The sequence below is a fragment of the Pseudoalteromonas sp. 2CM39R genome (assembly GCF_023161845.1).
The window spans coordinates 1-23,911 of sequence record NZ_JALNTM010000028.1 but is presented as its reverse complement, the minus strand read 5'-3'; the positions used below and the strand labels follow the sequence as shown (position 1 = coordinate 23,911).

The 23,911-nt window shown below is 39.6% G+C and carries 20 protein-coding genes; 9 read left to right on the top strand and 11 right to left on the bottom strand.

What is annotated here, in order from left to right; all coding sequences use genetic code 11:
• Positions 1–24 precede the first annotated feature (24 nt).
• Complete coding sequence (locus MTF66_RS34210) at positions 25–2,883, bottom strand: TonB-dependent receptor domain-containing protein (RefSeq protein WP_248529995.1); 2,859 nt, start codon at positions 2,881–2,883, stop codon at positions 25–27.
• A 255-nt stretch (positions 2,884–3,138) separates the two neighbouring features.
• Positions 3,139–5,487: a DNA polymerase II gene (locus MTF66_RS34205; protein WP_248529994.1), complete on the bottom strand. Its 2,349-nt coding sequence runs from the start codon at positions 5,485–5,487 to the stop codon at positions 3,139–3,141.
• A gap of 68 nt (positions 5,488–5,555) precedes the next feature.
• On the opposite strand from MTF66_RS34205, the gene MTF66_RS34200 reads away from it, so the two are divergent.
• The 9 genes from MTF66_RS34200 to MTF66_RS34160 all read left to right on the top strand — a co-directional run bounded on the left by MTF66_RS34200 (position 5,556) and on the right by MTF66_RS34160 (position 13,419).
• Positions 5,556–7,268 (top strand): tetratricopeptide repeat-containing sulfotransferase family protein, encoded by a 1,713-nt coding sequence (locus MTF66_RS34200; RefSeq protein ID WP_248529993.1) that lies wholly within the window; start codon positions 5,556–5,558, stop codon positions 7,266–7,268.
• 85 nt (positions 7,269–7,353) lie between these two features.
• On the top strand, positions 7,354–9,429 hold the full coding sequence (dinG, locus tag MTF66_RS34195) for an ATP-dependent DNA helicase DinG (RefSeq protein ID WP_248529992.1): 2,076 nt from the start codon (positions 7,354–7,356) through the stop codon (positions 9,427–9,429).
• A complete protein-coding gene (locus tag MTF66_RS34190; RefSeq protein WP_055021493.1) occupies positions 9,429–10,205 on the top strand; it encodes a TSUP family transporter in 777 nt (258 codons plus the stop codon). The genes dinG and MTF66_RS34190 overlap by 1 nt, the downstream gene beginning before the upstream one ends.
• A complete protein-coding gene (locus MTF66_RS34185; protein ID WP_054563653.1) occupies positions 10,206–10,814 on the top strand; it encodes a primosomal replication protein in 609 nt (202 codons plus the stop codon). It abuts the gene before it with no gap.
• Entirely contained in the window at positions 10,811–11,704 is an 894-nt protein-coding gene (locus MTF66_RS34180) for a histone deacetylase (protein ID WP_248530016.1), read from the top strand. Before MTF66_RS34185 ends, MTF66_RS34180 begins: the two co-directional genes overlap by 4 nt.
• A gap of 46 nt (positions 11,705–11,750) precedes the next feature.
• On the top strand, positions 11,751–12,023 hold the full coding sequence (locus tag MTF66_RS34175; protein WP_217874466.1) for a late competence development ComFB family protein: 273 nt from the start codon (positions 11,751–11,753) through the stop codon (positions 12,021–12,023).
• Complete coding sequence (locus MTF66_RS34170) at positions 12,020–12,178, top strand: YbaM family protein (RefSeq protein WP_082401733.1); 159 nt, start codon at positions 12,020–12,022, stop codon at positions 12,176–12,178. The genes MTF66_RS34175 and MTF66_RS34170 overlap by 4 nt, the downstream gene beginning before the upstream one ends.
• An 83-nt stretch (positions 12,179–12,261) precedes the next feature.
• Entirely contained in the window at positions 12,262–13,107 is an 846-nt protein-coding gene (locus MTF66_RS34165; RefSeq protein WP_308200337.1) for a DMT family transporter, read from the top strand.
• Positions 13,108–13,176: 69 nt separating this feature from the next.
• Positions 13,177–13,419, top strand: coding sequence for a hypothetical protein (locus tag MTF66_RS34160; RefSeq protein ID WP_058583760.1), 243 nt, complete (start codon positions 13,177–13,179; stop codon positions 13,417–13,419).
• Between the two features lie 15 nt (positions 13,420–13,434).
• Here MTF66_RS34160 and MTF66_RS34155 read toward each other — a convergent pair whose 3' ends face one another.
• The 9 genes from MTF66_RS34155 to MTF66_RS34115 all read right to left on the bottom strand — a co-directional run bounded on the left by MTF66_RS34155 (position 13,435) and on the right by MTF66_RS34115 (position 23,026).
• Positions 13,435–14,091 (bottom strand): tRNA (adenine(22)-N(1))-methyltransferase TrmK, encoded by a 657-nt coding sequence (locus MTF66_RS34155; RefSeq protein ID WP_248529990.1) that lies wholly within the window; start codon positions 14,089–14,091, stop codon positions 13,435–13,437.
• Positions 14,091–15,020: a class I SAM-dependent methyltransferase gene (locus MTF66_RS34150; RefSeq protein ID WP_248530015.1), complete on the bottom strand. Its 930-nt coding sequence runs from the start codon at positions 15,018–15,020 to the stop codon at positions 14,091–14,093. Before MTF66_RS34150 ends, MTF66_RS34155 begins: the two co-directional genes overlap by 1 nt.
• A 5-nt stretch (positions 15,021–15,025) precedes the next feature.
• Entirely contained in the window at positions 15,026–17,020 is a 1,995-nt protein-coding gene (uvrB, locus tag MTF66_RS34145) for an excinuclease ABC subunit UvrB (protein WP_248529989.1), read from the bottom strand.
• A complete protein-coding gene (locus MTF66_RS34140; RefSeq protein ID WP_248529988.1) occupies positions 17,017–18,396 on the bottom strand; it encodes an MATE family efflux transporter in 1,380 nt (459 codons plus the stop codon). Before MTF66_RS34140 ends, uvrB begins: the two co-directional genes overlap by 4 nt.
• Positions 18,397–19,571: 1,175 nt before the next feature.
• Entirely contained in the window at positions 19,572–19,772 is a 201-nt protein-coding gene (locus MTF66_RS34135; protein WP_248529987.1) for a hypothetical protein, read from the bottom strand.
• Positions 19,773–19,853: 81 nt separating this feature from the next.
• Positions 19,854–20,591 carry a hypothetical protein gene (locus MTF66_RS34130; protein WP_055021487.1) on the bottom strand — a complete coding sequence of 246 codons (738 nt, stop codon included), beginning with the start codon at positions 20,589–20,591 and terminating at the stop codon, positions 19,854–19,856.
• Between the two features lie 111 nt (positions 20,592–20,702).
• Entirely contained in the window at positions 20,703–21,014 is a 312-nt protein-coding gene (locus MTF66_RS34125; protein ID WP_248529986.1) for a glycosyl hydrolase 108 family protein, read from the bottom strand.
• A 73-nt stretch (positions 21,015–21,087) separates the two neighbouring features.
• Entirely contained in the window at positions 21,088–21,813 is a 726-nt protein-coding gene (locus MTF66_RS34120) for a retron Ec48 family effector membrane protein (RefSeq protein WP_248529985.1), read from the bottom strand.
• Positions 21,803–23,026 (bottom strand): reverse transcriptase family protein, encoded by a 1,224-nt coding sequence (locus MTF66_RS34115; RefSeq protein ID WP_248529984.1) that lies wholly within the window; start codon positions 23,024–23,026, stop codon positions 21,803–21,805. Before MTF66_RS34115 ends, MTF66_RS34120 begins: the two co-directional genes overlap by 11 nt.
• Positions 23,027–23,911 lie beyond the last annotated feature (885 nt).

Sequence of the window (23,911 nt, the reverse complement as noted above, 5' to 3'; positions counted from 1 at the left end):
TTATCATACATTAATTAATTCAAATTAGAATTTTAATGAAACGCTTGCGTGGAAGTAACGACCTAGAGTGTCGTAGTAACCAGCAACTGCGTTACCATTTGTAGATAACGTACCGCCTACTAGTGGTGGCTCTTTATCTAATACGTTGTTCACACCAACAAGTACGCGAGTGTAATCATTGATAGTGAATGAACCTTTAAGGTCAAGGTAGCTTTGTGAACCAATGCCGTCTTGAACTAAAGTGTCAGAGCCTGTGTAGTCATTAACTGCACTGAAGTAACGCCATTTAGCAGTAGCTTTCCACCAGCTACCTGTGTCGTAGCTTGCAGTTAGAACATGACGCCATTCTGGTTGTGGGAAACAGCCATTGTCTAGTGTATCAACACAGTCATACGGTTCACTTACACCTGGAATATCTTCATATTCTTTAGTCATCATGTAAGTACCGATTAGGCTTGTAGAAAGTGTACCACCGCCGATTTCCATGTCATAGTTAGCACTTAAATCAACACCTTCAAAATGAATGTTACCTAAGTTAGTGTTTGTTGCTACAACTTGACCAGAACCAATCCATAAGCTGCCGCTACCAGGAGTACGTTCAATCTTATCACAGAATTGAGCATCGCCTGTTAGACCACACTGACGAACGATTAACTCTGGGTCAATTGCACCGATTGCATCTTCAAGGTCGATATCCCAGTAATCGATTGAGAAGTTAAAGCTCTCAAATGGGTTACCAACAACACCTAGAGTGATTGTATCTGCGATTTCAGGGCTTAGATCAGGGTTACCACCGAAGAAACCGTTGTACTGATCTGCAGGGCTCTTACCTACGTTACCGTATTGAGACGCTGTAATACCTGTGTTAGCACAAGCTGCTTGGCTAAGTTCTGGAGTTGCAGTCGCACATGGATCTACACCTGCCCATAAACCTTGGCTTTGTTGAGCGAATAGCTCACCGTTGTTTGCAGAACGAACCGCACGGTTGTAGCTTGAACGGATTTTCCAGTTCTCAGTTACGTCCCAGTTCATTGCTACTTTATAAGTAGGCTCTGAACCTGAAGTACTGTAATCAGACCAGCGGTAGCCTAAGTCAACTAACAGGCTTTCAAAACCAGTGATACCTTCAACGATAGGAATACTTAACTCACCGAAGAATTCAGTTACATCGTACTCACCGTTAAGGCTCTTAGTAGGACCACCTTGGCCAAGTAATAGACCTTGTGCGTACACTTCATCCGCTGTACGGCCAAATGTTTCTTCACGGTACTCAGCACCGAATACTGCAGCAAGTGGGTAATCTGAAGAAGGAAGACCAAATTCAAATTCACCAGTTACGAAGCCGCTTACGATGAACTGTTCAGTAACACCGTTAAGAATCGCAGTACCAGTTAATGCGCCAGCTGATTCAGCAGAAACACCTTGGTATGTGAATACTTCGTAAGGGATACAGCCATCAGTTGCGGCACAGTCTTCACCATTTGCAGAAAGCGCAGTACTGATACGTGGACCGAAGAAGTCATTTTCGTATGCAGAAGATGAAGAAGTTGAACCATATTGCATGAACGCTTCATATGACCAAAGGTCACTGATTTCACCTTTACTACCTAGTACTAAGCGGAATGAGCTGTGCTCAAGTTGGTTAACACGTGGGCCACCTTCAACGTTACGCTTACCAATGTAAGTAGCAAACTGGTCACCTGAAGTTAAACCGAAACGATCAGTTAAGTTTTGACGCTGTGCATCTGTAAGAAGAGGGCTATCGTAATCGATTACGTAGTTTTCATTAAAGAACGTACCCGATTCTGCGATTTGTGCAGAAGTACGGTCACGCATGAACATAGCTTCAATGAATGGGTGGAAGTTATCGTTTACTTCATAGTTAGCGAATAAGCCCATTGTGTGGCGCTCATCCGGACGCATAAAGTGGTTTACTGGTGCGTAGTTATATACGTTACCGCTTGAAGGAATGAAGCTGCTATCAGAACCAAGTGTCCAGTAATCGTAATCATCCCAATCAAATGCACCTGTGTCAGTTACACCTGAGATGTAGAAGTTAGGAACTACCGCGTTACCAGAACCACCACACGCTGTACCTGCAGCATTTAGAGCACATGAAGAGTAATCACGTGAGCCTTGGCGTAATTCGTTTTGTTTGTTGTAAGTGAAATAACCTACAGCGTGACCTTTACCGCTATCGAATGAACCACCTAAAGTAGCAGAGAAATCAAACGATGAACCGTCAAAGCCTGAGCTTCCATCAGGGTAATCAAAATCACGGTCATCCATTAAACCTTGGATGTACTCGTTGTCGTTATCGTGTTGATAAGCTGTTGAACCAAGGTTTACTTCGAAACCTTCGAACTGATCGTCCATCACGAAGTTTACAACACCCGCTACCGCGTCAGCACCGTAAGTTGATGAACCACCACCTGTCATAACGTCAACGCGTTTGATAAGTGCAGCTGGAATTTGGTTAATATCAGCAGACTGGCTGTAGATACCACCAGCTTGCATACGACGACCGTTGATAAGTACTAGAGTACGCTGTGAACCCATACCACGTAAATCAAGAGTAGCAGTACCAGAAGCACCATTTGATTGGAATGCAGTGCTTGAAGCTTCTAGTTGAGGCAAGCTGTTCATCATGTCTTCAACACGAGTGAAACCAGCTACTTCGATTTCTTCAGCTGTTGTAACTTGTACTGGGCTTGCAGTTTCGATATCAGTACGTTTGATACGTGAACCTGTAACTTCAATACGTTCAACTTTTTCAACTGCTTCTTCTTCAGCAGCATAAGAGTTTACAGAAAACGCAGCTGTTGAAGCTGTACCAAAAGCAAGCGCTAAGCGAACTGCTTTTGAAACTTTATTATTTAACATTTGATTCTCCCTGGACCACTATATTGTGGCTATATTTAGCATAAGCTTGTTTATTATTTGTATCGCATCAGGACTGCGACAAACAAATAATAAACAAATAAAACAAAATATCCAGCCCTTTATTTACAATTTTTTAATGAAGCAGCAAAAAGTTTACTTTTTCTCGTTTTATGGACAAAAAACACACAAATAAGCGTTTAAACTGAGCTTACCGATCATTCATCGCAACAAAGAGTCAAAAAAATGTTAATTTTTCTAAAAAAGCTGTATCTGACGGTCACTTAGTGACGAAACTTTAGTACCTAAATCAACAACAATCATTTCAGCTATTGGCAACAATTGTTTGTTAACATAAATGCCATAATCGTAATTATGGTGACCTGTGTAGTACTCAGCGCCGTTAGGGGTGTAAACATATTTAATTATTTGTCCACGCTGAAATGCAAGATGAGGATTGTCAGCTAAGTACTGTTTCGCTGCTTTAACGTGGGGAGGGATGTTTTTTTGGTAATCGGTTAAATGCTGACCCAGGCGTTTGCGATAGATTAACTTAGCGTCAAACTCACCTGCATATAGTTTTTTAACATACCTATCAAAGGTTTGAAAAATTAATTCTTGGCTATAATTTTCAGCAAATAATATCTCAAATAATTCTGTTTGAAACTCATGAGCAAGTTCTGTCCAATCACTCCTTACGGTTTCCATACCTTTAAAAACTAATTTTGAAGCACCATTTTTTTCGACTTTTCCTACATAACGCTTTTTAGAACCCATTGTTTTTCCTCTAATAGTGGGCATAAAAAATGGGCTATAATGAGTTTCGTACTCAATTTCTAAAAAGCTGTCTATTTTATAGTCTTTCTGCAAAACCTGCTGCCAGCGTTTGTTAATTTTCTCCGCCAGTTTCGTACCGATTTCATTACAGTTTAGTGAATTTAGATCATCATCAAGCTTAACAAAGGTCGAATCTGTATCACCATAAATGACGTTATAGCCCCACTCTTCTATCCAGTGCTTGGTTGTTTGCATTATTTCATGGCCACGCAGAGTGATTGAACTCGACAATCTCGGGTCATAAAAGCGACAACCTTTAGAGCCAAGTACACCATATAAGCTATTCATGATGATTTTAATTGCCTGCGAGAGCATAGGTTGGTTTTTATCTTTGGCTATTTGCCTTGTTGCTGCAAGTTCACGAATAAGCTCAGGCAGATGGTGCTCAGTACGTGAAAACTGTGCTTGGTTAAAGCCTTCGATTGCGTCATCTGGCTTTTTTAACCCTTCAACTAGACCAAGAGGGTCTATACAAAATGTACGCATTATTGATGGATAGAGGCTTTTGTAATCAAGCACCAGGATATTCTTGTAAAGACCTGGCTGCGATGACATGACATAACCACCTGGGCTGTCAAAACTTAACCCATGATCGCCTAAATTAGGGGCTATATAGCCACTTCTATGCAATAGCGGTAGATAAAGATTAGTAAAGGCCGCTACTGAGCCGCCCATTCGTTCTAATTCAAGTCCGGTGAGTTGGCTTCTTACAACTGCAAAATCGAGTAACTTTAATTTCTCAAAAATCCGCAAAACTAAAATACAGTCTTGCCTGTTGTAATTAGCAAGAGACAGTTTGTCTTCATTAAACTGGCGAATAATTTCTTCAAGACGGTTATCTGTGCTGATCAGCTTCTCTTCACCAAGTTCGATACTCGCTACATTGGCAAGACTGAAACTGTCGTAGTGATAAGTGGCATTTTTTAAAGTATCAATACCATCAATAACTACGCGACCAGGCATTGTTATGCGAGTAATGTTTCCCGAGCGCACGCGCATTATTTCTTTGTTGCGACCAAGCTTTAGAGATATACCTAACGCCTCAGCTCTTGCGTGAAGCACACTGAAGTCAAATTCAATAACATTCCAACCAATCAGTACATCAGGATCAATTCGCTGAATTTCATTTTCAAACTGAGTAAGAAGATCTATTTCATCTTCACACCAATTGATTTGATAATCTAGATGAGTCGTTGGCTCTGGGCGCCCTATCATTAAGACTTTATCAATGCCGTTTCCGACTAAGCCAATAGAAAACAGTACGCCTTCGCCATTACACTCAATATCAATAGAAACATGTTTGAAAAAAGGCCTAAATTCATTGTTTGGTTTTAATTTAGCGTTCTTTAACAGTCGAAAACCGCTTCGTATTTGTATTTCACCTTTTACCCATACTGAGCCTTTAATGAAACGCTCCATCAAAAATCTGTCAATTGGCCTAACATCATCTTCAAAAGTAACTAGTTGTGAACTTTTTAAAACCTTAATGGCGCTGTAGTAATCTTTTAACGATTTAAAATAACAGCATATCACCGACTGATTTTGGAAATTTTTTAGTTTGGCATCAGCAAAACGAACATGAATGTTTTGATTTTGTAATAGTCGCTTTGCAGCAGTTACTTGGTTTTCAGGAATGAAAAATACCACCTCTTGGTGCTCAACCTGTACTTTTAAAGGGCCGTTTTCACACCAGAGCCAAAACACAAAACTAACTCCTGATGAGCTATCAAACGCTTCTTTAGAAAGGATAAAACCTGTATCTGTAACCATTTACTTCAAATATCTATTACGGAAGGGGTATAGTACACCCTAACTACATAAAATTATAAGAGCCAATTATGAGCCCAATTGATGCGATTAATAACGCAAAGACACTCGTTGCTACTGAACCACATAAAGCTAAAGTTATGTTGTTAGAAGTACTCAATGAAAATCCAGAATATCACGATGGCTGGGCTTTACTTGCTGAAATTCACAAACTACTGCAAGAGCATGAACAACAGCAAAGTGCACTCAAACAATATGAAATGATTCATTGGTTTAATAAACAATTAGACACGGCTAAACAATTAACCAATCAAAACCCTCTGCAAGCGCAGCAAACCATTCAGCAATTATTAAAATTAGTACCAAATGAATATAGAGCACTCGAAACGCTGGCTGAGATCGCATTTAAAGTGGGTGATAGCAAAGCTTACTTTGCAATATCAAAACATAACCTTGAGAACAACTCGCAAAAACAAACTGTTAAAGAAAGCTACTGTAAAGCCCTACTCAATACCAAGCAATTTGATGAGTTAATCTCTTTTTACCGCTCTTCGATATCTTCACCGACATTATACATTGAGAGCCTATTAGCGATCGCTCATGTAAAATTAATGCAATTTGATGAAGCTACAACCATCTATACTAAGTTACTTGATGCAAACTATTACGCAGCCCAATGCCACCTTCGCCTTGGAAACATTGAAAAAATAAAAGGTAATACTGGGCTTGCAATTGCTCACTACAAACAAGCACTGCAAATAGATAAAAAACTTGGTGAGGCTTACTGGAATTTAGCAAACTTAAAGACATACATTTTTGACAGTAAAGATGTAGACTTTCTAGAACAGCTAACGCAAGCTGCTAAGCCAAACCTTAATAGTGCTCAATTCTATTTTGCGCTCGCAAAGGCATATGAACAACAAGGTAACTTCAGCTTATCATTTGCGATGTTAGAAAAAGCGAACAGTATTCAAAAGTCACTAACGCCCTACAAGCCTAGTAATTTCACTTCTCGTTGCACGCAACATTTAACTCAGAAGCCAATGGCTCATAATGCATTTGATGAGTCGTTACAGCTGATTTTTATCGTCAGTCTACCTCGCAGTGGCTCTACCTTAGTTGAGCAAATTTTAGCAAGCCACCCTGATGTTGATGCAAGTTATGAATTAACAGAAATTAACGCAATTGCGCGAGAGCTTGAGAGTAAAAAACTCTCTGATGTACCTTATGGCCTTGATAAACTCTCAGAACAAGATAAGGCTCATTATGCCGCAAGGTATTTAAATTTTATTGCTCCACTACGCGGAAAAAGTAAGGTCTTTATCGACAAACAACCCGCAAATTTTCACCATATCGCATTAATAAAAACTCTATTTCCAAACGCTAAAATTCTCGAAGTAACAAGAGATAAAGCTGCAACAGCATGGAGTTTATACAAGCATTCTTTTTCTGAGGGCCACGCCTATAGCTACGATTTCAAATTGCTTGCACAATATATAAATGATTACGCAGATTTAATGTCGCACTGGCATGCTCTTTATCCAGATGAAATCTTCAACGTTGACTATCAAAACCTTGTTAATGATTTTTCCAATACAGTTTCTGAGTTGCTTGAGTATTGTAGTTTAGAAATGCATGAAAACTGCATGAGCTTTTATACTCATCAGCGTCCGATAATGACACCAAGCTCAGAGCAAGTAAGACAACCGATTTACAAAGATGCTCTAACGCAATGGACAAATTATAAAGTTCACTTAGAGCCCCTACTCAAGCTAATAAAATAATAATCAAACAAGTCGCTTGTAGTTGCCCAGTTAAATCTCTAAAATTCATTACTGTAATTATATACATACTTTAGGTTTTCTGGGCATGCTTTCTGACTCTTTAAAAAAAACAATTCGGCAAATTCATAAGCATGTTGCTGATAACCTCACCGATTACCGCCCTAGAAGCAGTCAAAACTATTTAGTTGCCGAAATAGCAAAAACCCTGGCTGGCGAGTATCACAAGAGCCAACGAATTTGTGTTATTGAAGCAGGCACCGGAACCGGAAAATCGTTAGCGTATTGTTTAGGGGCATTGCCTTTAGCAATGGCCAAGAAAAAGAAATTAGTGATTTCGACGGCAACCGTTGCCCTACAAGAGCAGTTAATTAGTAAGGAGCTGCCTTTTTTTAAAGAGCACTCTGGCCTAGACATCAAGTTTGATTTAGTGAAAGGTCGACAGCGTTATATCTGTGCACAAAAACTCAGTGCTGCTGTAAATGGCGACAGTCAAACGCAAATGGAGTTTATGCCGACCCTGTCATCGCCGCTTTCTGATATGGAAACCAAATGCTTAAAGCAACTTTATGATGCTTATTCAAAAAAGCAATGGCAAGGTGACCGCGATAGCTGGGCTGATACCATCCCTGATAAAGTGTGGAATTTAATTGCCTGTGATAAGCATTCATGCCAACGACAAATGCGTGCTCACCAGCTATGCCCTTTTCATATGGCGCGTCAGCGTCTGATGCAAATGGATGTGCTAGTGATCAACCATTCTCTATTATTGGCTGATCTTGATTTGGGTGGCGGTAAAATTCTACCTGAGCCTGACGATACAATTTATGTGATTGATGAAGCACACCATTTAGCGCATATCACCCGCGATTTTTCTTCTGCTGCAGCAACCATTAAAGGCACCATAGACTGGCTCGACAAACTGGTAAAATTTGCAGGTAAAATGGCCAATGTGCTCGTAGGTCAAAAAGCAATTGGGCAAAACTTTAAGCTCAGTGACAGTATCAATGATGCCGGCAAAAACTTAAAAGTGGTGCGTGATATTCTTGATAACGCAGACTTTAACTATAACAGTGATGACACCTATCGTTTTGAGCACGGTGAAATCCCAGCATCTTTACATACCAAAGCAAAAGATATTAGCGATGCCACCCTTGATGCCCTAAGAGCACTCAACAAGATGCACGACACCCTAGTGCAAGACGTAAGTGATGGCGATATAAAACCTTATGTGGCCGATCCAATCTTGGCTGAAAGTGGTCAGTACATTAATCGTCTAGAGTTATTAAACAAGCTGTGGTTTAGTTACGCCACAAAAGGCGAAGGTATTCCCCATGCGCGATGGATCAAACGCTTAGAATATAAGAATCACCACGACCACTTACTCAGTGATTGCCCTATTGAAGTTGGCTATTACCTAAAAGATAAATTATGGAATCAATGTGCGGGTGCCGTACTTTGTTCAGCCACCTTAACTGCATTGGGTTCATTTGATCACTTTGCCTATGAATGCGGTCTTGCCAAAGAAGAAGGCGTAAAATACATAAAAGTCCCTTCTCCGTTTGATTACCCAAAACAAGCGACGTTGCATATTCCTACAAGTCATATTGAGCCGACCGATAAAGCGTTTAGCGACCATTTGGCTGAGCAATTACCTAAGTTCCTTGATGATAAAAAAGCAAATTTAGTGTTGTTTGCCTCTTATTGGCAGATGGATCATGTTGTTAAAGCGCTGCGTAGCAAAGGAATTGAGGTCTTAGTGCAAGGTGAAATGTCCCGCGAAGCACTGCTTAAAAAACATAAAGCCAATGTAGATTTAGGCCGTGCTAGCTATTTATTTGGTACTCAAAGTTTATCTGAGGGTCTTGATTTACCAGGTAAATACTTAGAAAATCTGGTAATTACAAAAATTCCATTTGCGGTGCCTACCTCACCAATAGAAGAAGCGCAGGCTGAGTTTGTGCAAAGTAAAGGTGGCAACCCGTTTCTTTCGATAACCGTACCTGATGCGGCAAAGAAATTAGTACAAAGCTGTGGTAGACTGCTGCGCAAAGAAAATGATCAGGGTCGCATTACTATCCTTGATCGCCGTTTAGTGACCAAGCGATATGGCAAAGCCATGCTCGATACCTTGCCACCTTTTAAAAGACAAATTGATTATTAATGTTTGAATTAGCTTTAGACCCAGCAACCTGGGCACTATTATGCGCAGTCGCACTGGCAGCGGGCTTTATTGATGCAATTGCAGGCGGTGGCGGGATGTTAACTGTGCCGGCGCTATTAACTGCAGGCTTACCGCCCCACCTCACCTTAGGCACCAATAAACTTGCAGCGAGTTTTGGCTCATTGACGGCCAGCGTGACTTATTTTCGTAAAAAGTTGTTCAACCCACGGTTTTGGGCTGCATCCATTTTAGCGACAGCTATTGGGGCACTCGTAGGTACTTTAGTGGTTGATTACTTAAGTATTGAATTTTTAAATAAATTACTACCTGTGGTGATTATTTTAGTCGCTTGTTACAGCTTATTTGGCAGTTTGAGTACAACTGAGCATAACGAGTTACCAAAGCTTGATAGCAAAACTAAAATTAAACAATGGCTGCAAGGTCTTGGGCTTGGTTTTTTTGATGGTTTAGCAGGCCCAGGTACTGGCACATTTTGGACAGCCTCAAATAGCCTATTATATAAAATGAGCTTATTGCTTAACTGTGGCCTTGCCCGCTCAATGAACTTTGTTTCAAACTTTATTTCTTTGATCACATTCGTGGCGCTTGGCCATGTGAACTTTTTACTTGGTATTACAATGGGCTTTTTCTTGATGCTTGGAGCATGGTTAGGAGCACATTCAGCAATAAAGTTTGGTAGTAAAATGATCCGCCCAGTGTTTAACACTGTGGTTATAGTGTTAGCATTAAAGTTAATCTATGAGGCTTATTTATAAATGCAATCGACTGCTTTTGATAAACTACGTTCACAAATTGAAAGGCTCAAACAATTAGCCACACAATTTGATAAGGGTAATTTATTTGCTAAAAATCGCTATATGCAAGCCCAACCAAGTTTGTTTGATAAAGCCGTGTTTAGCACAAAAAGTATGAAGCTTGCTGACTACGTAAGCGAAATCGAAGATGAGCTAAACAGCTTGCCGCCTGCTGAGCATCGCCATGCCTACCAATATGCGCTTGAGCGCATTACCCTTCAGGTAGAGGCGGTATTTAATGTGATCAAATCAACCCCGGTATGGGCTAAAGAAAATAAGTACAGTTTTAAGCCAAAAGCTAAACCACAGGTTTATAAACAAGCAGTTAAGAAAATCATGCAGTCATCCCATGAACTGTATGACGAACTGAAGCAAAACCATGAGTTTGAACGCCGCTTAGTATTGATGATCGAAGAGCGAAAACTAAAACTTGAAGCTGCAAATACACAACAAGCAGCCGAAATTAACAAAGAAATACTCGCATTACACGCAAGACTTGGCCGTTGTCGTAAGGCAATTTCTGCCACTGAAGACAAAATTCAACAGGTCGAGAAACAGCAGCTGAGATAATGTTTTACTACCATCCAAGTTATTCAGCGTTAGCTTTGCCTGAGCGTCACCGCTTTCCCATTGATAAATATCGCTTGTTAAAACAGCTTGTCAGCAACTTTATTGATGAACAGTATTTCATTACCCCACAACAAGCCACTAAAGCTCAGCTTACTCTGTGCCATAACCCCGCGTATGTCGACGCATTTTTAGCTGGTAGTCTTGATAGCAAAGCCATTAAAAAAATGGGCTTTCCTTGGTCCACTGAATTGGTTGAACGAACACTTTACTCTGTTGGGGCGAGTATTCAAGGCGCTGAGTTTGCCTTACAACAGGGTGCTGCTTTTAACCTAAGTGGTGGTTATCATCATGCTTTTACAGGATATGGTAGTGGCTTTTGTATTTTTAATGACTTAGCGATAGCTGCTGCACACTTGATTGATACTGAGCAAGCCGACACCGTATTAATCTTTGACTGTGACGTTCACCAAGGCGACGGCACAGCTGAAGTTACGCAAGTACATCCTCAAATAATTAGCTGCTCTATTCATTGTCAGCAAAACTTCCCCCGCATTAAGCAGCAATCAAACTACGATTTTGCACTTGAGCATGGCACTACAGATGCTGAATACCTAGAAACAGTCAAAGAAGCTTTAGCCTTGACCATTAGGCTCCACCAGCCAGATATCATTTTGTATAACGCCGGCGCAGACATCGCAACAGATGACGAGTTAGGACACTTTCAAGTGAGTTTAGAGGGAGTGTATCAACGTGACTATTTTGTATTAAACCAAGCAAAGGAAGCTAAAATCCCAGTGTTTTCAGCTATGGGCGGTGGCTATCAACGAAATGTAAGCCGTTTGGTTGATGTTCATGGTCAGCTTTTTAGGGCTGCTGTCGATTTATTTTAAAGCTTGGTATACACTTAAAGTGACTTTTTAATTAGGTTCAATCTGTATGAAATTGCATGACGACATTCACAACTACTATGAAAAATTAGTTGTCGAAGACATCACTAAGCGCAACTTAGAATCAACCTATAGTGATGATGTTATGGCAGATTTATGCTGCACTGTATTAAATCAACTGCCAGCCCGCTACATTCGCTATGATGTTGATATGGAATTTTATTTGCCGCAAACAGAGCGCATTAAAATGGAGCAACAAGTGCAAACTGCTATCGATGTGGCCATCAGCCAAGTTGCTAAGAAAAAGGAACTAAAAGCATGAGCAGTGAGTTAGAAAGCGCACCTAACTATATAAAAATTGCTGTTGATCTCATTATGCTCTTAGAACAAAACGACGTTCCCGCCGAAGATGTATTAGCGGCTTTAGAGATCGTAAAGTCTGACTTCGAAAAGAAACTCCCACAATCAACTGATTAATAGTCCGAAAATGGCGAGTACTGGAGCATAAATTTGGTATGCTCAGGTTTTATAATTTAAGAATGTAAAACCATGTCGCTGCTATTTGGGGCGCTTCCTTCTTATTTATGCGCATGGCAGCGAATAGCTTAGGCCCTGCGGTATTAATTGAGTTAAGAGTTGGCTTTGCAGCAATTACACTGTTTATTTTTGCGTTGTACTTACGAAAGAAACTTTCGTTCGCGACCCACAAAAAGCATTTTTTCATTATTGGCGCGCTTAATTCTGCTATTCCTTTTTTATTGTTTGCCTATGCAGCACAAACCATCAATGCCTCAACTTTATCCATATTAAATTCAACAACGCCAATTTGGGGTGCCCTTGTTGGTATTATATGGAGTAAAACAAAACCCACTAAAAGTATGCTGCTTGGCTTGCTATTAGGCTTAACAGGCGTAGCAATTTTAGTGGGGCAAAATAGCCTCACTATCGACAGTCAAGCCATCACAGCAATTGTTGCAGCACTGTGTGCCTCGCTCAGTTATGCCATCGCATCCCATTACACTAAACATGCACCTAAGTTATCTGCTTTTGATAATGCCCATGGCAGTATGTGGGCGGCGAGTATCATGGTACTGCCGCTTATTCTTGTTATTCCGGCCAGAGAAATGCCAAGTAACGAGGTTATGCTTGGTGTGGTGGCACTCGGAGTGCTGTGTACCGCAGTGGCATATATCTTGTTCTTCCGCTTGATTGATGACATTGGCCCAACCTCTGCGTTGACTGTTACTTTTTTGATCCCACTTTTTGGCATAGTGTGGGGAAATTTAATTCTAGATGAGCAAATTGGTCCCAATACCTTGGTTGGCGCACTCTGTGTTATCGCAGGTACCATGCTCGTTACAGGCTTTATTCGCATCAAGCCGTTTCTAAAACGAAACACTTTGTAACAGAATGCAAATTGCATTTTTAAATACAATCTATACTCTATTAGGTACTAAAAAAGGAAGGAGAAGTGTATGTCAGGTACTACCATGGTGGTGTTAATCGTGCTGATATCAGTCGGCTCTGGGGTAATTTATGATATGTATAAAAAACACCTTGAGTTTAAATCACGAACTTTAAAAAATTCAAAAGAAGCAAACGAACATGTAGCAGAAGTGACAAAAGAGTTGCAAGAGCTAAGAGAGCGTGTACAAACCCTCGAAGCCATTGTCACTGACTCTAGCTACAACGTAAAACAAGAGATTAATAAACTTTAATTAAGTTAACTCTAATTAAGACAATAATGCCCTGTATTGTTCAAGCACTGGCTGATAATAATCGGCATCTTGATTTAACATACGTTGGTAATGAGCACATAACTGCTTTAAATACGTTTGGTGCTCTTTACTTGTTAGCTGCCACATTGAGTGCCCTACTCGAGTGATCTGTTGCGAGGATGACGCAGTCATGGCTATAACTTCATAAAATCGTTTGTTTTCACACACTAACTGCTCAGAGACGAGCCCCAATGGCAATGTTTGTAAATAGCTGCGAACTTGATAACTGTGATGCACTGGGCAAACAATAAAGTCGATATGCGTATTTGGCTGTTGGCTCACAACCTTCGCTAAGAACTGCACTAACAACTCACCACCCACTCCAGCAATAATAACAAGATGGCGTTTTTTAGGGTCTGGTGAAATCATTGCTACATCTTGGCAATGTACCTGCCAACGGCCGCGTTGCTCTCTTGTAGCAAAACGTTCGAGTTTATCACTTAGTGCCTGCATTAACTCAGGCACAATATCAACAAAATGTATAAGCGGTGCTTTATCTTGCTGTAGCAGCTCAATGCCTAACAAACCGTGATCACAGCAACAATCCCAGATTTCGTCATAACCTAGATCTACGAGATCAATGATGGCTGATAGTCGTTTACTCAGTGCCATTAGTTTGCTGTTTTATAAACTAACGCTTTTAAGCTGCGATCACTGTCTACTTCAATAAAACCATCGGTAGGAGCTAATCGCTCAACAAAACTAATTGCTCCTTGTGTATGATCGCTAATGAGATCTTTAAACGCCTGCTCTGAAAGCTCAGGGCTATTGGCACACAGTAATAATTGGGTGTTTTCATTTAACAGCTCAGGTAATCGGCGCAAGATTTTTTGATAATCCTTGGTCAATATAAAGCTGCCCTTTTGAAAGCTCGGTGGATCAACAATGATTAATTCATACGGCGCTGATTTTTTAAGCTTACCGAATGATTTTAAAATGTCGTGCGGAAAATAACTAACACCTTGAGCAAAACCATTTAACTGATGGTTTTGTTTACCTGTTCGCAGCACCCCTTTATTCATATCCATATTAATAACTTGGTCAGCACCACCTTGCATTGCTGCAACAGAGAAGCCACACGTGTATGAAAATAGGTTGAGCACTTTTGCATTTTTACTATTGGCTTGAACAAACTCGCGGCCACGGCGCATATCAGGGAAAATCCCAGTATTTTGGCGACTCAATAAATCGACTTTAAACTTAATACCATTTTCACTGACATGGTGCTCTTGGGGTAATTCACCAAACATCAGGGCATTACGAGTGTTAATGCCGCTACGTTGTTGGTAAACCAATGCACTTACAAGCTCTGGCGCATTCTGTTGCGCCCATTGCCACAGGGTATCAGTTAATTGCGCAAGCACTTGTTCATCTATTTCTTCATATGAAACTAAAAAAAGTGCTGGCGGATAAAAGTCTAAGTTTATGTGGCTCAGCTCAGCGACTGAGTGACCACGGCCATGGAATACACGACATAATTCATTAGCAGCAAGTGGAGCCTCTGCTAAGGCATTTAAAATGGCAGAAAAATCGTTTGTCATCATCTTTAGTTAATTAACTGTTGTTGTAATTCGTGAATTTCATCACGCACAGACGCCGCTTTTTCAAACTCAAGATCGCTAGCATAAGCATGCATTTTCGCTTCAAGGGTTTTGATTTGGCTAGCAATATCTTTCGCGCTGAGCACTTGTTTAGACTCTTTACGCACCAACTTAAGGTTATCTTTCGGACTTGCCTCTTCACCGACATCCATAATATCGGTGATACTTTTAACCAGTGCTTGCGGCTCTATACCATGCTCAAGGTTATAAGCTTGTTGTTTTTCACGGCGACGGTCTGTTTCATCAATGGCTTGTCGCATCGAGTTAGTTATGCGGTCGCCATAAAGAATCGCTTTACCATTTAAGTGACGCGCAGCACGACCAATGGTTTGAATAAGTGAGCGAGTCGAACGTAAGAAGCCTTCTTTATCAGCATCAAGTATCGCAACAAGTGAAACCTCTGGCATGTCGAGACCTTCTCGCAATAAGTTAATGCCCACTAACACATCAAACACACCGGCACGTAAATCACGGATAATTTCGACTCTTTCAACGGTGTCGATGTCTGAGTGCAAGTAGCGAACTTTTACATCATGGTCGTTGAGATAGTCGGTTAAATCTTCTGCCATACGCTTAGTTAAAGTAGTGACAAGTACTCGCTCGTTCACTTCAACTCGTTTATAGATTTCTGAAAGTAAGTCATCAATCTGGGTGCCCACAGGGCGCACTTCAATTTCAGGGTCTATAAGCCCGGTTGGACGAATGACCTGCTCAGCAACCTCCCCTGATGAGCGCTCAAGCTCAAAGTCACCAGGTGTTGCCGACACATAAATAGTTTGCGGCGCAATGGCTTCAAATTCTTCAAAGCGTAATGGGCGGTTATCTAATGCCGATGGCAATCGAAAGCCATACTCAACAAGATTTTCTTTACGGCTTCTATCGCCTTTATACATAGCACCAATTTGCGACACAGTAACGTGTGATTCATCAATAATCATCAATGCATCATCAGGTAAGTAATCTAATAATGTCGGCGGTGGATCGCCCGGTGTTCTACCTGATAAGTATCGCGAGTAGTTTTCGATGCCTGAGCAATAACCAAGCTCGGTCATCATTTCAATATCGTACTGGGTGCGCTGAGCAATACGCTGCTCTTCCACAAGTTTGTTGGCACTAAGTAGCTGAGCTCGGCGGTCTTTAAGCTCACCTTTAATTTTATCAATGGCATCAAGAATTTTTTCACGGGGTGTTACATAGTGGGTTTTCGGGTAAATAGTTGCCCGCACAATGTGCTTTTCAACAGCCCCTGTAAGCGGGTCAAAAATACTTAAACGTTCAATTTCATCGTCAAACATTTCCACACGAACTGCGTAAGTATCCGATTCAGCAGGAAATATATCGACCACTTCACCACGAACGCGATAAGTACCGCGGCTAAATTCAATATCGTTGCGTGTATATTGCAGCTCAGCAAGACGGCGCAGCATATCACGCTGATCGACGGTTTCACCCACTTTCAGTAAGAGCATCATCTTCATGTATGAGTCAGGGTCGCCCAAACCATAAATAGCAGACACCGAAGCCACAATAATAGTATCGCGTCGCTCAAGCAGCGCTTTGGTGGCACTTAAACGCATTTGTTCAATGTGCTCATTGATGGAGGCGTCTTTTTCAATAAAGGTATCACTGGCAACAACGTAGGCTTCTGGCTGGTAATAATCGTAATAAGATACAAAATACTCAACCGCATTATGGGGAAAAAACTCTTTCATTTCGCCATAAAGCTGTGCAGCGAGCGTTTTGTTGTGTGCCATGATGATAGTTGGACGATTCAAATCATTAATAATATTGGCCATGGTGAAGGTTTTACCCGTTCCCGTAGCCCCTAATAATGTTTGATGCGCCAGCCCAGCCTCTAGGCCATCTTTTAATTGTGCTATTGCCGTTGGTTGGTCACCACTTGGCTGAAATTTAGAAACTAGTTGGAAATGGTCGCTCATGAATGACACTCCTTCATATATGACTCACTTAACCCATCAACTTCTTTGATAAACCATTTATAGGCAACCATTGCAGTGAATAAGTTACCAATCGCCGCACCAATAAATAAACCGGTTAAGCCTGCAATTTCGCTGCCTATATAAGCAAAAGGTACATAAAAAACAAACAGGCGTACCACACTTAAAATCAGTGCATTCATTGGTTTATGCAGGGCATTAAATGAAGAGTTAGATAAAATAATCACCCCTTGCAAGCCATAACTCAATGGCAAGATATAAATGAATAACTTAATTACATCCATTACTGCTTGCTCTTTACCAAATACATCAGCGATAAAGCCAGAGGTTAAAAGCAGTAAAATATAAATAGCGAACTGCCAAATCATCACGAATTTCAAGGTTTTTGTGTAAGCTTCTTTAACACGCTCAAACTTACCTGCCCCAAAGTTTTGACTCACAAATGGCGGCAAGGTCATCGACAAAGCAAGCACCACAAGGCTTGCGATAGATTCAATGCGACTGCCTACACCAAACGCCGCAACCGCTTCAGGACCATGTTTAGCCACTAATGCTGTCATGACCGCCATGGCAATAGGTGTCAGCATATTTGCGCCAGCCGCAGGTAAACCAATTTTAAGAATTTTACGTATCGAGCTAAGCGGCGTTTGCACACCAGCATGCAAACTCAATAGACCATTTTTTACCGCAAGAATGTATAAAATGATAACGACAGCAACTGACCATGCAATAACACTAGCAATAGCTGCGCCTTGAATACCTAATGCCGGAACAGGTCCAAAGCCAAAAATAAGTATAGGGTCTAAAGTAGCATTAATCAGCCCTGCTCCCCCCATAACAATACTTGGCGTTTTAGTATCGCCACTGGCTCTAAGTACAGAGTTGCCAACCATAGGGGTAATTAGAAATACGCTGCCTAAGAACCACACACTCATATACTCATGAATAAGCGGTAAGACTAATTCGCCAGCACCCAATAACTTAAAGATCGGATCTATTAATAAATAACCAACTACAGATAAGCTAAACACCATCACCACCGATACCAACAACGACATGCTGGCATCAAAACGTGCTTCATCTAACTTATCACTACCAAGTGCTTTAGCTATCACCGCAGAGGTACCTATACCTAAACCAATTGCAAGGCTAATAACAGTAAAAGTAACAGGAAAGGTAAAACTGACAGCGGCGAGAGGCTCTGTACCTAACAAACTAATGAAGAAGGTATCAACCAAATTAAACATCATTAGGGTGATCATGCCAAAGATCATTGGGATGGTCATTTTTTTCAAGGTTGGCAGAATGGGTGAGTTTAAAAGATCAGGTTTAGTTTTGCTCTGCGGTTTCACGCTCATGGGAATACTTTGCCTCTTTTTCTGAACCTGTAAGTTTAAAGCATCCTTCTCTTGCAAGCTATGCTTTATTAACAGAATCAAAATTCATACACAAAACTATTACTTTTGCCGCTTTGACATAAAAATAACCACTAACCCTCATAAAAAACAATATAAAAACAAGTTTAATAGCTTTGTTACAATTAAAAGGCAGTATTCGCTGTTTTTTTACACAATAAATAGCACCATTTCATCGTCACGAATAAATTTACTCATCAATTCAGCAAGGCTTCAGATAAAAACGCTAACACATTGATTTAAAATGAATTAAAAAAAGTTAATTAAATACTTGAAATTGCTGTAGCCCTCGAAAATCCTAGCACTATAGCTGTTCTTAAAGTTTAATAAACAGAGTTATCCACAGAAACCGTGGATAACTCGCTAGAAGCCGCAAATATAAAGGCTTTTAAGGCTAGCCTGAAACGCACAATACTATAAATAGCAAAGCATCTTGTTTTAACCGTTTTATAAGTTTAGTGAAAAGAAGGCGCAAAAAATGTTCTACAACTGTAGCCGCGATACTAATCGCGGTAATTGCAAGGGTTATGATGTGTAAACTTAAATTATCCACGAAAGCCGCGCAGACTAGAATGGGTAAGGGTTGGTAAGAAAAAAGTAGCGGGTGCTGTTTTTTTAATCTGTAAAAGCTTTTGTAAACTTCAGTAATGCAGAAATAGATTGTAATAGGTCTTTGCCAGTCTCATATAGCCTTTCAATAGGCTATTCAGCGCCTTGAAACAATTCAATGAGCTTACTTGTTAGGTTTAGAGGTAAAGCCTCTTAAATGCGTTGTACGGCTCCCTAACGGTGAAACTCTCAACAATTTGATAAAACCTTAACTTACACCACCTGTTTCAATAAGTTAGATAATTTAATGTATAACTCATCATTATTTTTCCAATTATAAAGAATTGAAGCTTGTTTGAAGAACCTATAAAAAAACCTTAAAATATGCTGAAACATAACTTTAAACCTATGTTTCACTCCATATTCGCTTTTATATGATTAAACTTCGACCATAGTTAAGACTAACCTTGCATGCCATTTCGTTCACTCTCTTAATAATTCGAAGCTTGTATCAAATTAAAAGACATTGGTGCAAGTGATTCTATTTTTTTAAGATCATCATAAGTAACTTAGTCACAAGACCAATTATTAATTGGCACATCAAATGGGCGGCCATAGTGTGACTTAAAATGACCATCTGGCATAACCATAACGCGCGGGCTAATCCCCTGCTCGTTAATTTCACTATCAAAGCGACATGCAGCGACCCCCAAGCTATTCGGGTGCAGGGCATTTAAAACTGTAAGTGGTTTTGGCTTTTTAGTCGTCATTACTGAACACAGGTTTTAAAAAATCTGTGTTCAGTTTGGTGTTTAAGGCGAGATTATTGGCCGTGCGGAAATTCAGGAATTTTAATTTTCTAGTTTCGGTGTAGTTATCCCATATAAGTTAACTTTTGGTAATTGAACCTTCTTCTCAACAGCAATAGCTTCTGTTTTGTTTATCAATCTTTGTAATGTAAAAATACCATCAATTTGTCTATATTCACTATAAAGTTTGAAATACTCATTTTCATTTATATAAGGTCTAATAATATCTAGTCTTCTTTTTATTGCATTCACCGCAGCAGTCTCTGATGCTAACTGAATAGTGAGGTTCACGTACATTAAGGAACAAGTTAACATCGCGAAAAAGACGATAATATTAACTATCATAGGATGTTTTTCTATAAACAGTTCAAAAAAGTTAGATTCATTGTTTTCTTCAGGTTCAGAAAACTTAGATTCACCACTTTCTTCAATTTCAGACCAGGTTCGACAAAACCTTATATAATAAAAAATTGGAATCAGACACAGCAAAACAAGAAGTATAATTGAAGAAAAAACTTTCAAGGCTTCCCCTCCACTTCCCACATTTTCATATAAGCTGTTGTTGTAATCACTGATAAAAGAGTTAAAAAACCTCACAAACAACTCTCCGATAGTGAAAATAGTATCCTTTAAAAATAACTCCCAAACTCCTGAACCGAGTCCACCAACCAACAAGATAATGATAAATTTTATAATTTTTTTTAGCACTGTTAAGCCTTTCATCATATTAAAATACAGAGTTGCAAACTCTAACCTGTTTAAATGCTGTTTAAAACTCATTCTAAGCGATTTTTAACTCCACATAAGAGAGGTTGCAATATGAAGTACGAACAGGCTTTAAAATCAACCCAGAAAAAGAATTTTATCCTCTTTTAAACTTCCACCTGGTAGCTAATATGCAACACCTGGCGGGCATTGTTCACACCACATGGCGCGCCAATAGTCACGGTGATAAATACGCACAGCCTGGGCCAGTGTTAAATTGGCTATATCTAAATTAGGGTAAGCTCGTTGGCTTATGCCAAACTTAGTTAAACCTCCACGGTCTGATGCTTTATCATTTAGCCCGCCATCACTTCGCAAACCACCTTCCAAAAATAGCAGTGTCAAAATGCATTCAGAAAAGTGCAGTGAATAAGGCGCTAACGCTGCCTTTACTTCTGGCAGTTGTTTAAATGGGGATAGGTTGATTGTTTGAGACATACCGAAAAACCATGTTGTTTTTCGGTATTGTGGTTGGGATTCGATTAGTTATGGCCGTGCGGGGTTTCGGGAATTATCTATAGTTTTGAGCTTTAATCAAAGTTGCATTATTATGCCCACAGAACTCTTTGTTTATTTTATTAATTAAACTAAAAACTGATCTTTCGTTATCTTTAAAGCTATTTCTTGGCGAACGAGGTAGGCTAATTCCTATAGTCTTGAGTAAATTAATCATTTGAGTTTGATGTTGTTTATAATCAAAGAAACTTACCTCCTCTGAAGTTCCTGAAAAACAAGAATTTGAATTGTCTATTAGCCTATTTATCTCACTCAATTTCTGTTTATAGGTTTCGGAAACATACAGTTCCCCGAAACGAGAATCTGGATAGATGATATTGTACCACTTCAAGATATCTATTTTCTTTACGTTTAAAGCATTTTCACCCTTAGATTCTGAAATTAAATAATCCTTAAAAGTGTTTAAATTAGTAAGGTGAATCGTGGTTTTTGCAGCGGTTGTTGCGCTTATGTAATTTCTTAAAGCAAAATAAATACTAAATATTGTTACTGAAGTGAATAACAGCTTTAGAGATATCTCTAAGAAGTCAAATGCATCCTTAAAGCTAAGCCCGAATGTTTTAATGCATTTTTGAGTGAAGCAAAAAGGTCTGTTGAAATAAGATTGCTCTATATAGATTACTGACGTTATAAAAATAAAAGCAAGCGATGTGATCACTACATGAAAAATTATTAAATATTTTGATACCTTAAGTGGATCGCATTTTAAATTAAACTTCATTTGGCCTCACTTCTTTAAGCCTTAACCTCAAACCCTTTGCATGACTGGAGAAACTTCTTTGCAGAAGGTTAAGTTCATAATGAGCAAGGTTATATATTCGTTTATAAGAGTATTTCCCTTTGTCATTTTCAAAGTTCTTTTCGAGCCTATAGACTAGCTTATGTGCTGTAATTATGTCTTGATATGAAGGCAGTGGCAGTATTTTTAAGACTCTGTTAAGTAACTGCTTTGCTTGATTATGACCTATACTTTGCATTCTATTTACACGGCCCATACACATAGCATGGCTTTTTCTATAATCTCGACTAGTCCTATACTTTGAATCTTTAGCTAAGTTTTCTAGGCTGCGAACAGAAGCCCTGATCTTAGAGACTTCGTCCTCTGGTAACCTTGGTTGCTTAAAGTTCACTCTCAGGCCATGTACTAACGTTGAAGAGTTTGAGTGATTAGAGATAACTAGCTTCTCTTCATTAATTGGAAGATCCTTACTTAAAAGCATTTCCTTGATTAATCCGACAGCTAGAGTAAAGTCATAGTTCTTCGTATAGCTTGAAACTGTTATATCATCAACCAAACGTGTATAAATAAGCTTTTTTTTATGTAACCTCTGAACTAGCTTGGGCTCGACATCATGTAAAACTGCCGATGCTATGAAGCTAGAAGTTAATCCTCCTTGTGGCACTTTGTTATCATAAGTACAAAAGTCAGCTAATGCCTTCGAGACATCATCGGCATATTTAAATACTTTATTAAATATTTCGTAAACGTCCTGCCAATGTATATTTTCATAAAAGTCGCTAATATCAACTTTTAAAATGCTTTTGGTAAGGCAGTGGTTTTTAGCGCATGAGATGTAATCTCTGTGAAAAACTTCTAGCTTACCATCTACCCATTTTAGTGTATTAGGTACTGAACCATATAAATATTTTGGCCAAATAACTACCCCTTCCTTAGGTTTCTTTGGATTAAAAATGCGAGAGTTAATCATTCTTTGAATTTTTCTGACTAGTGGGTGAGGATTATAAACTAGCCGTTCATCGCCTGAACTTTTGAAGTGCCCTGATACCTTTTTATAAGCATCATCATTAGCAATTAAGGTATAAAAAGAGTCAAACTCTTCATCGGTAATACTTAATGTCCTTTTAAGTACCCCTATTGAGGGGATAGATCTGTTTGTTCTTTTTTTAATGTGATACTGAAAATGAGTTTTCACAAAAGTCCTTTTTGATATAAGCCTGGCTATCCATACAATAGGAATTAACATTCAGCCGCTTTTTATTACTAAATTTTTGATAGTATCTACCTAAATGTCAACCTGCCAGGCTTATCATTTTGACTGCAGCCGCTCGCCGGGTCAGGCAATGGTGGAGGGCAGCCCCTTGTAGTTCTAGTGAAGTCAATTTGAATTCCTAGAACGGCTATCGAAAGATAGCATTTACTATCAAAGACATTAGTACAAAGCAGAGTGGCGATGCGCCACTGATTATTTAAGACTAACACCAAAGAGAAAATGCTGCAATATGAATCTAAAGTGAATGAATCAAAATAAACTTCTCTGTCTTCTCTGTACTTCGACCCCTCGCTGTTGCTGAATTACCTCAGCAACACGCCTTTGCGTTAAACCAAATTTAATGGCTAAAGCTTAGATGACTTGACCATTAAACTCCTGCCATATTTGAATATCTCGCAATGCCTTCTGAGCATTTTTAATGCTCTATAGGTTCAACTTTAAAATTTGAAAACATTGCATTAATAGTGATTTCCTCGATTTGGTAAAGAATGACTTAGCAAAGAAACCTTTTTTATATTTTTAAAAAATGACTCAGCTCAAAAAGCATGCAAAAAAGTGATGCATTCGACATAGATCCCCCGCTGCTAAGCAAAAAATGTTGAGCTTTTCAGCTACATTTTGCTCAGATCGAACATAAAAACATCGAATAAGCTTCTTTTTTGAATTTATGAAGTTTTTATGTTGACACTTTGCAATGCTGTCATTAATATTTCGCCCCGTTGAAAGGCATGACGCTTCCCCCTTAGCTCAGTTGGTTAGAGCGACGGACTGTTAATCCGCAGGTCCCCCGTTCGAGTCGGGGAGGGG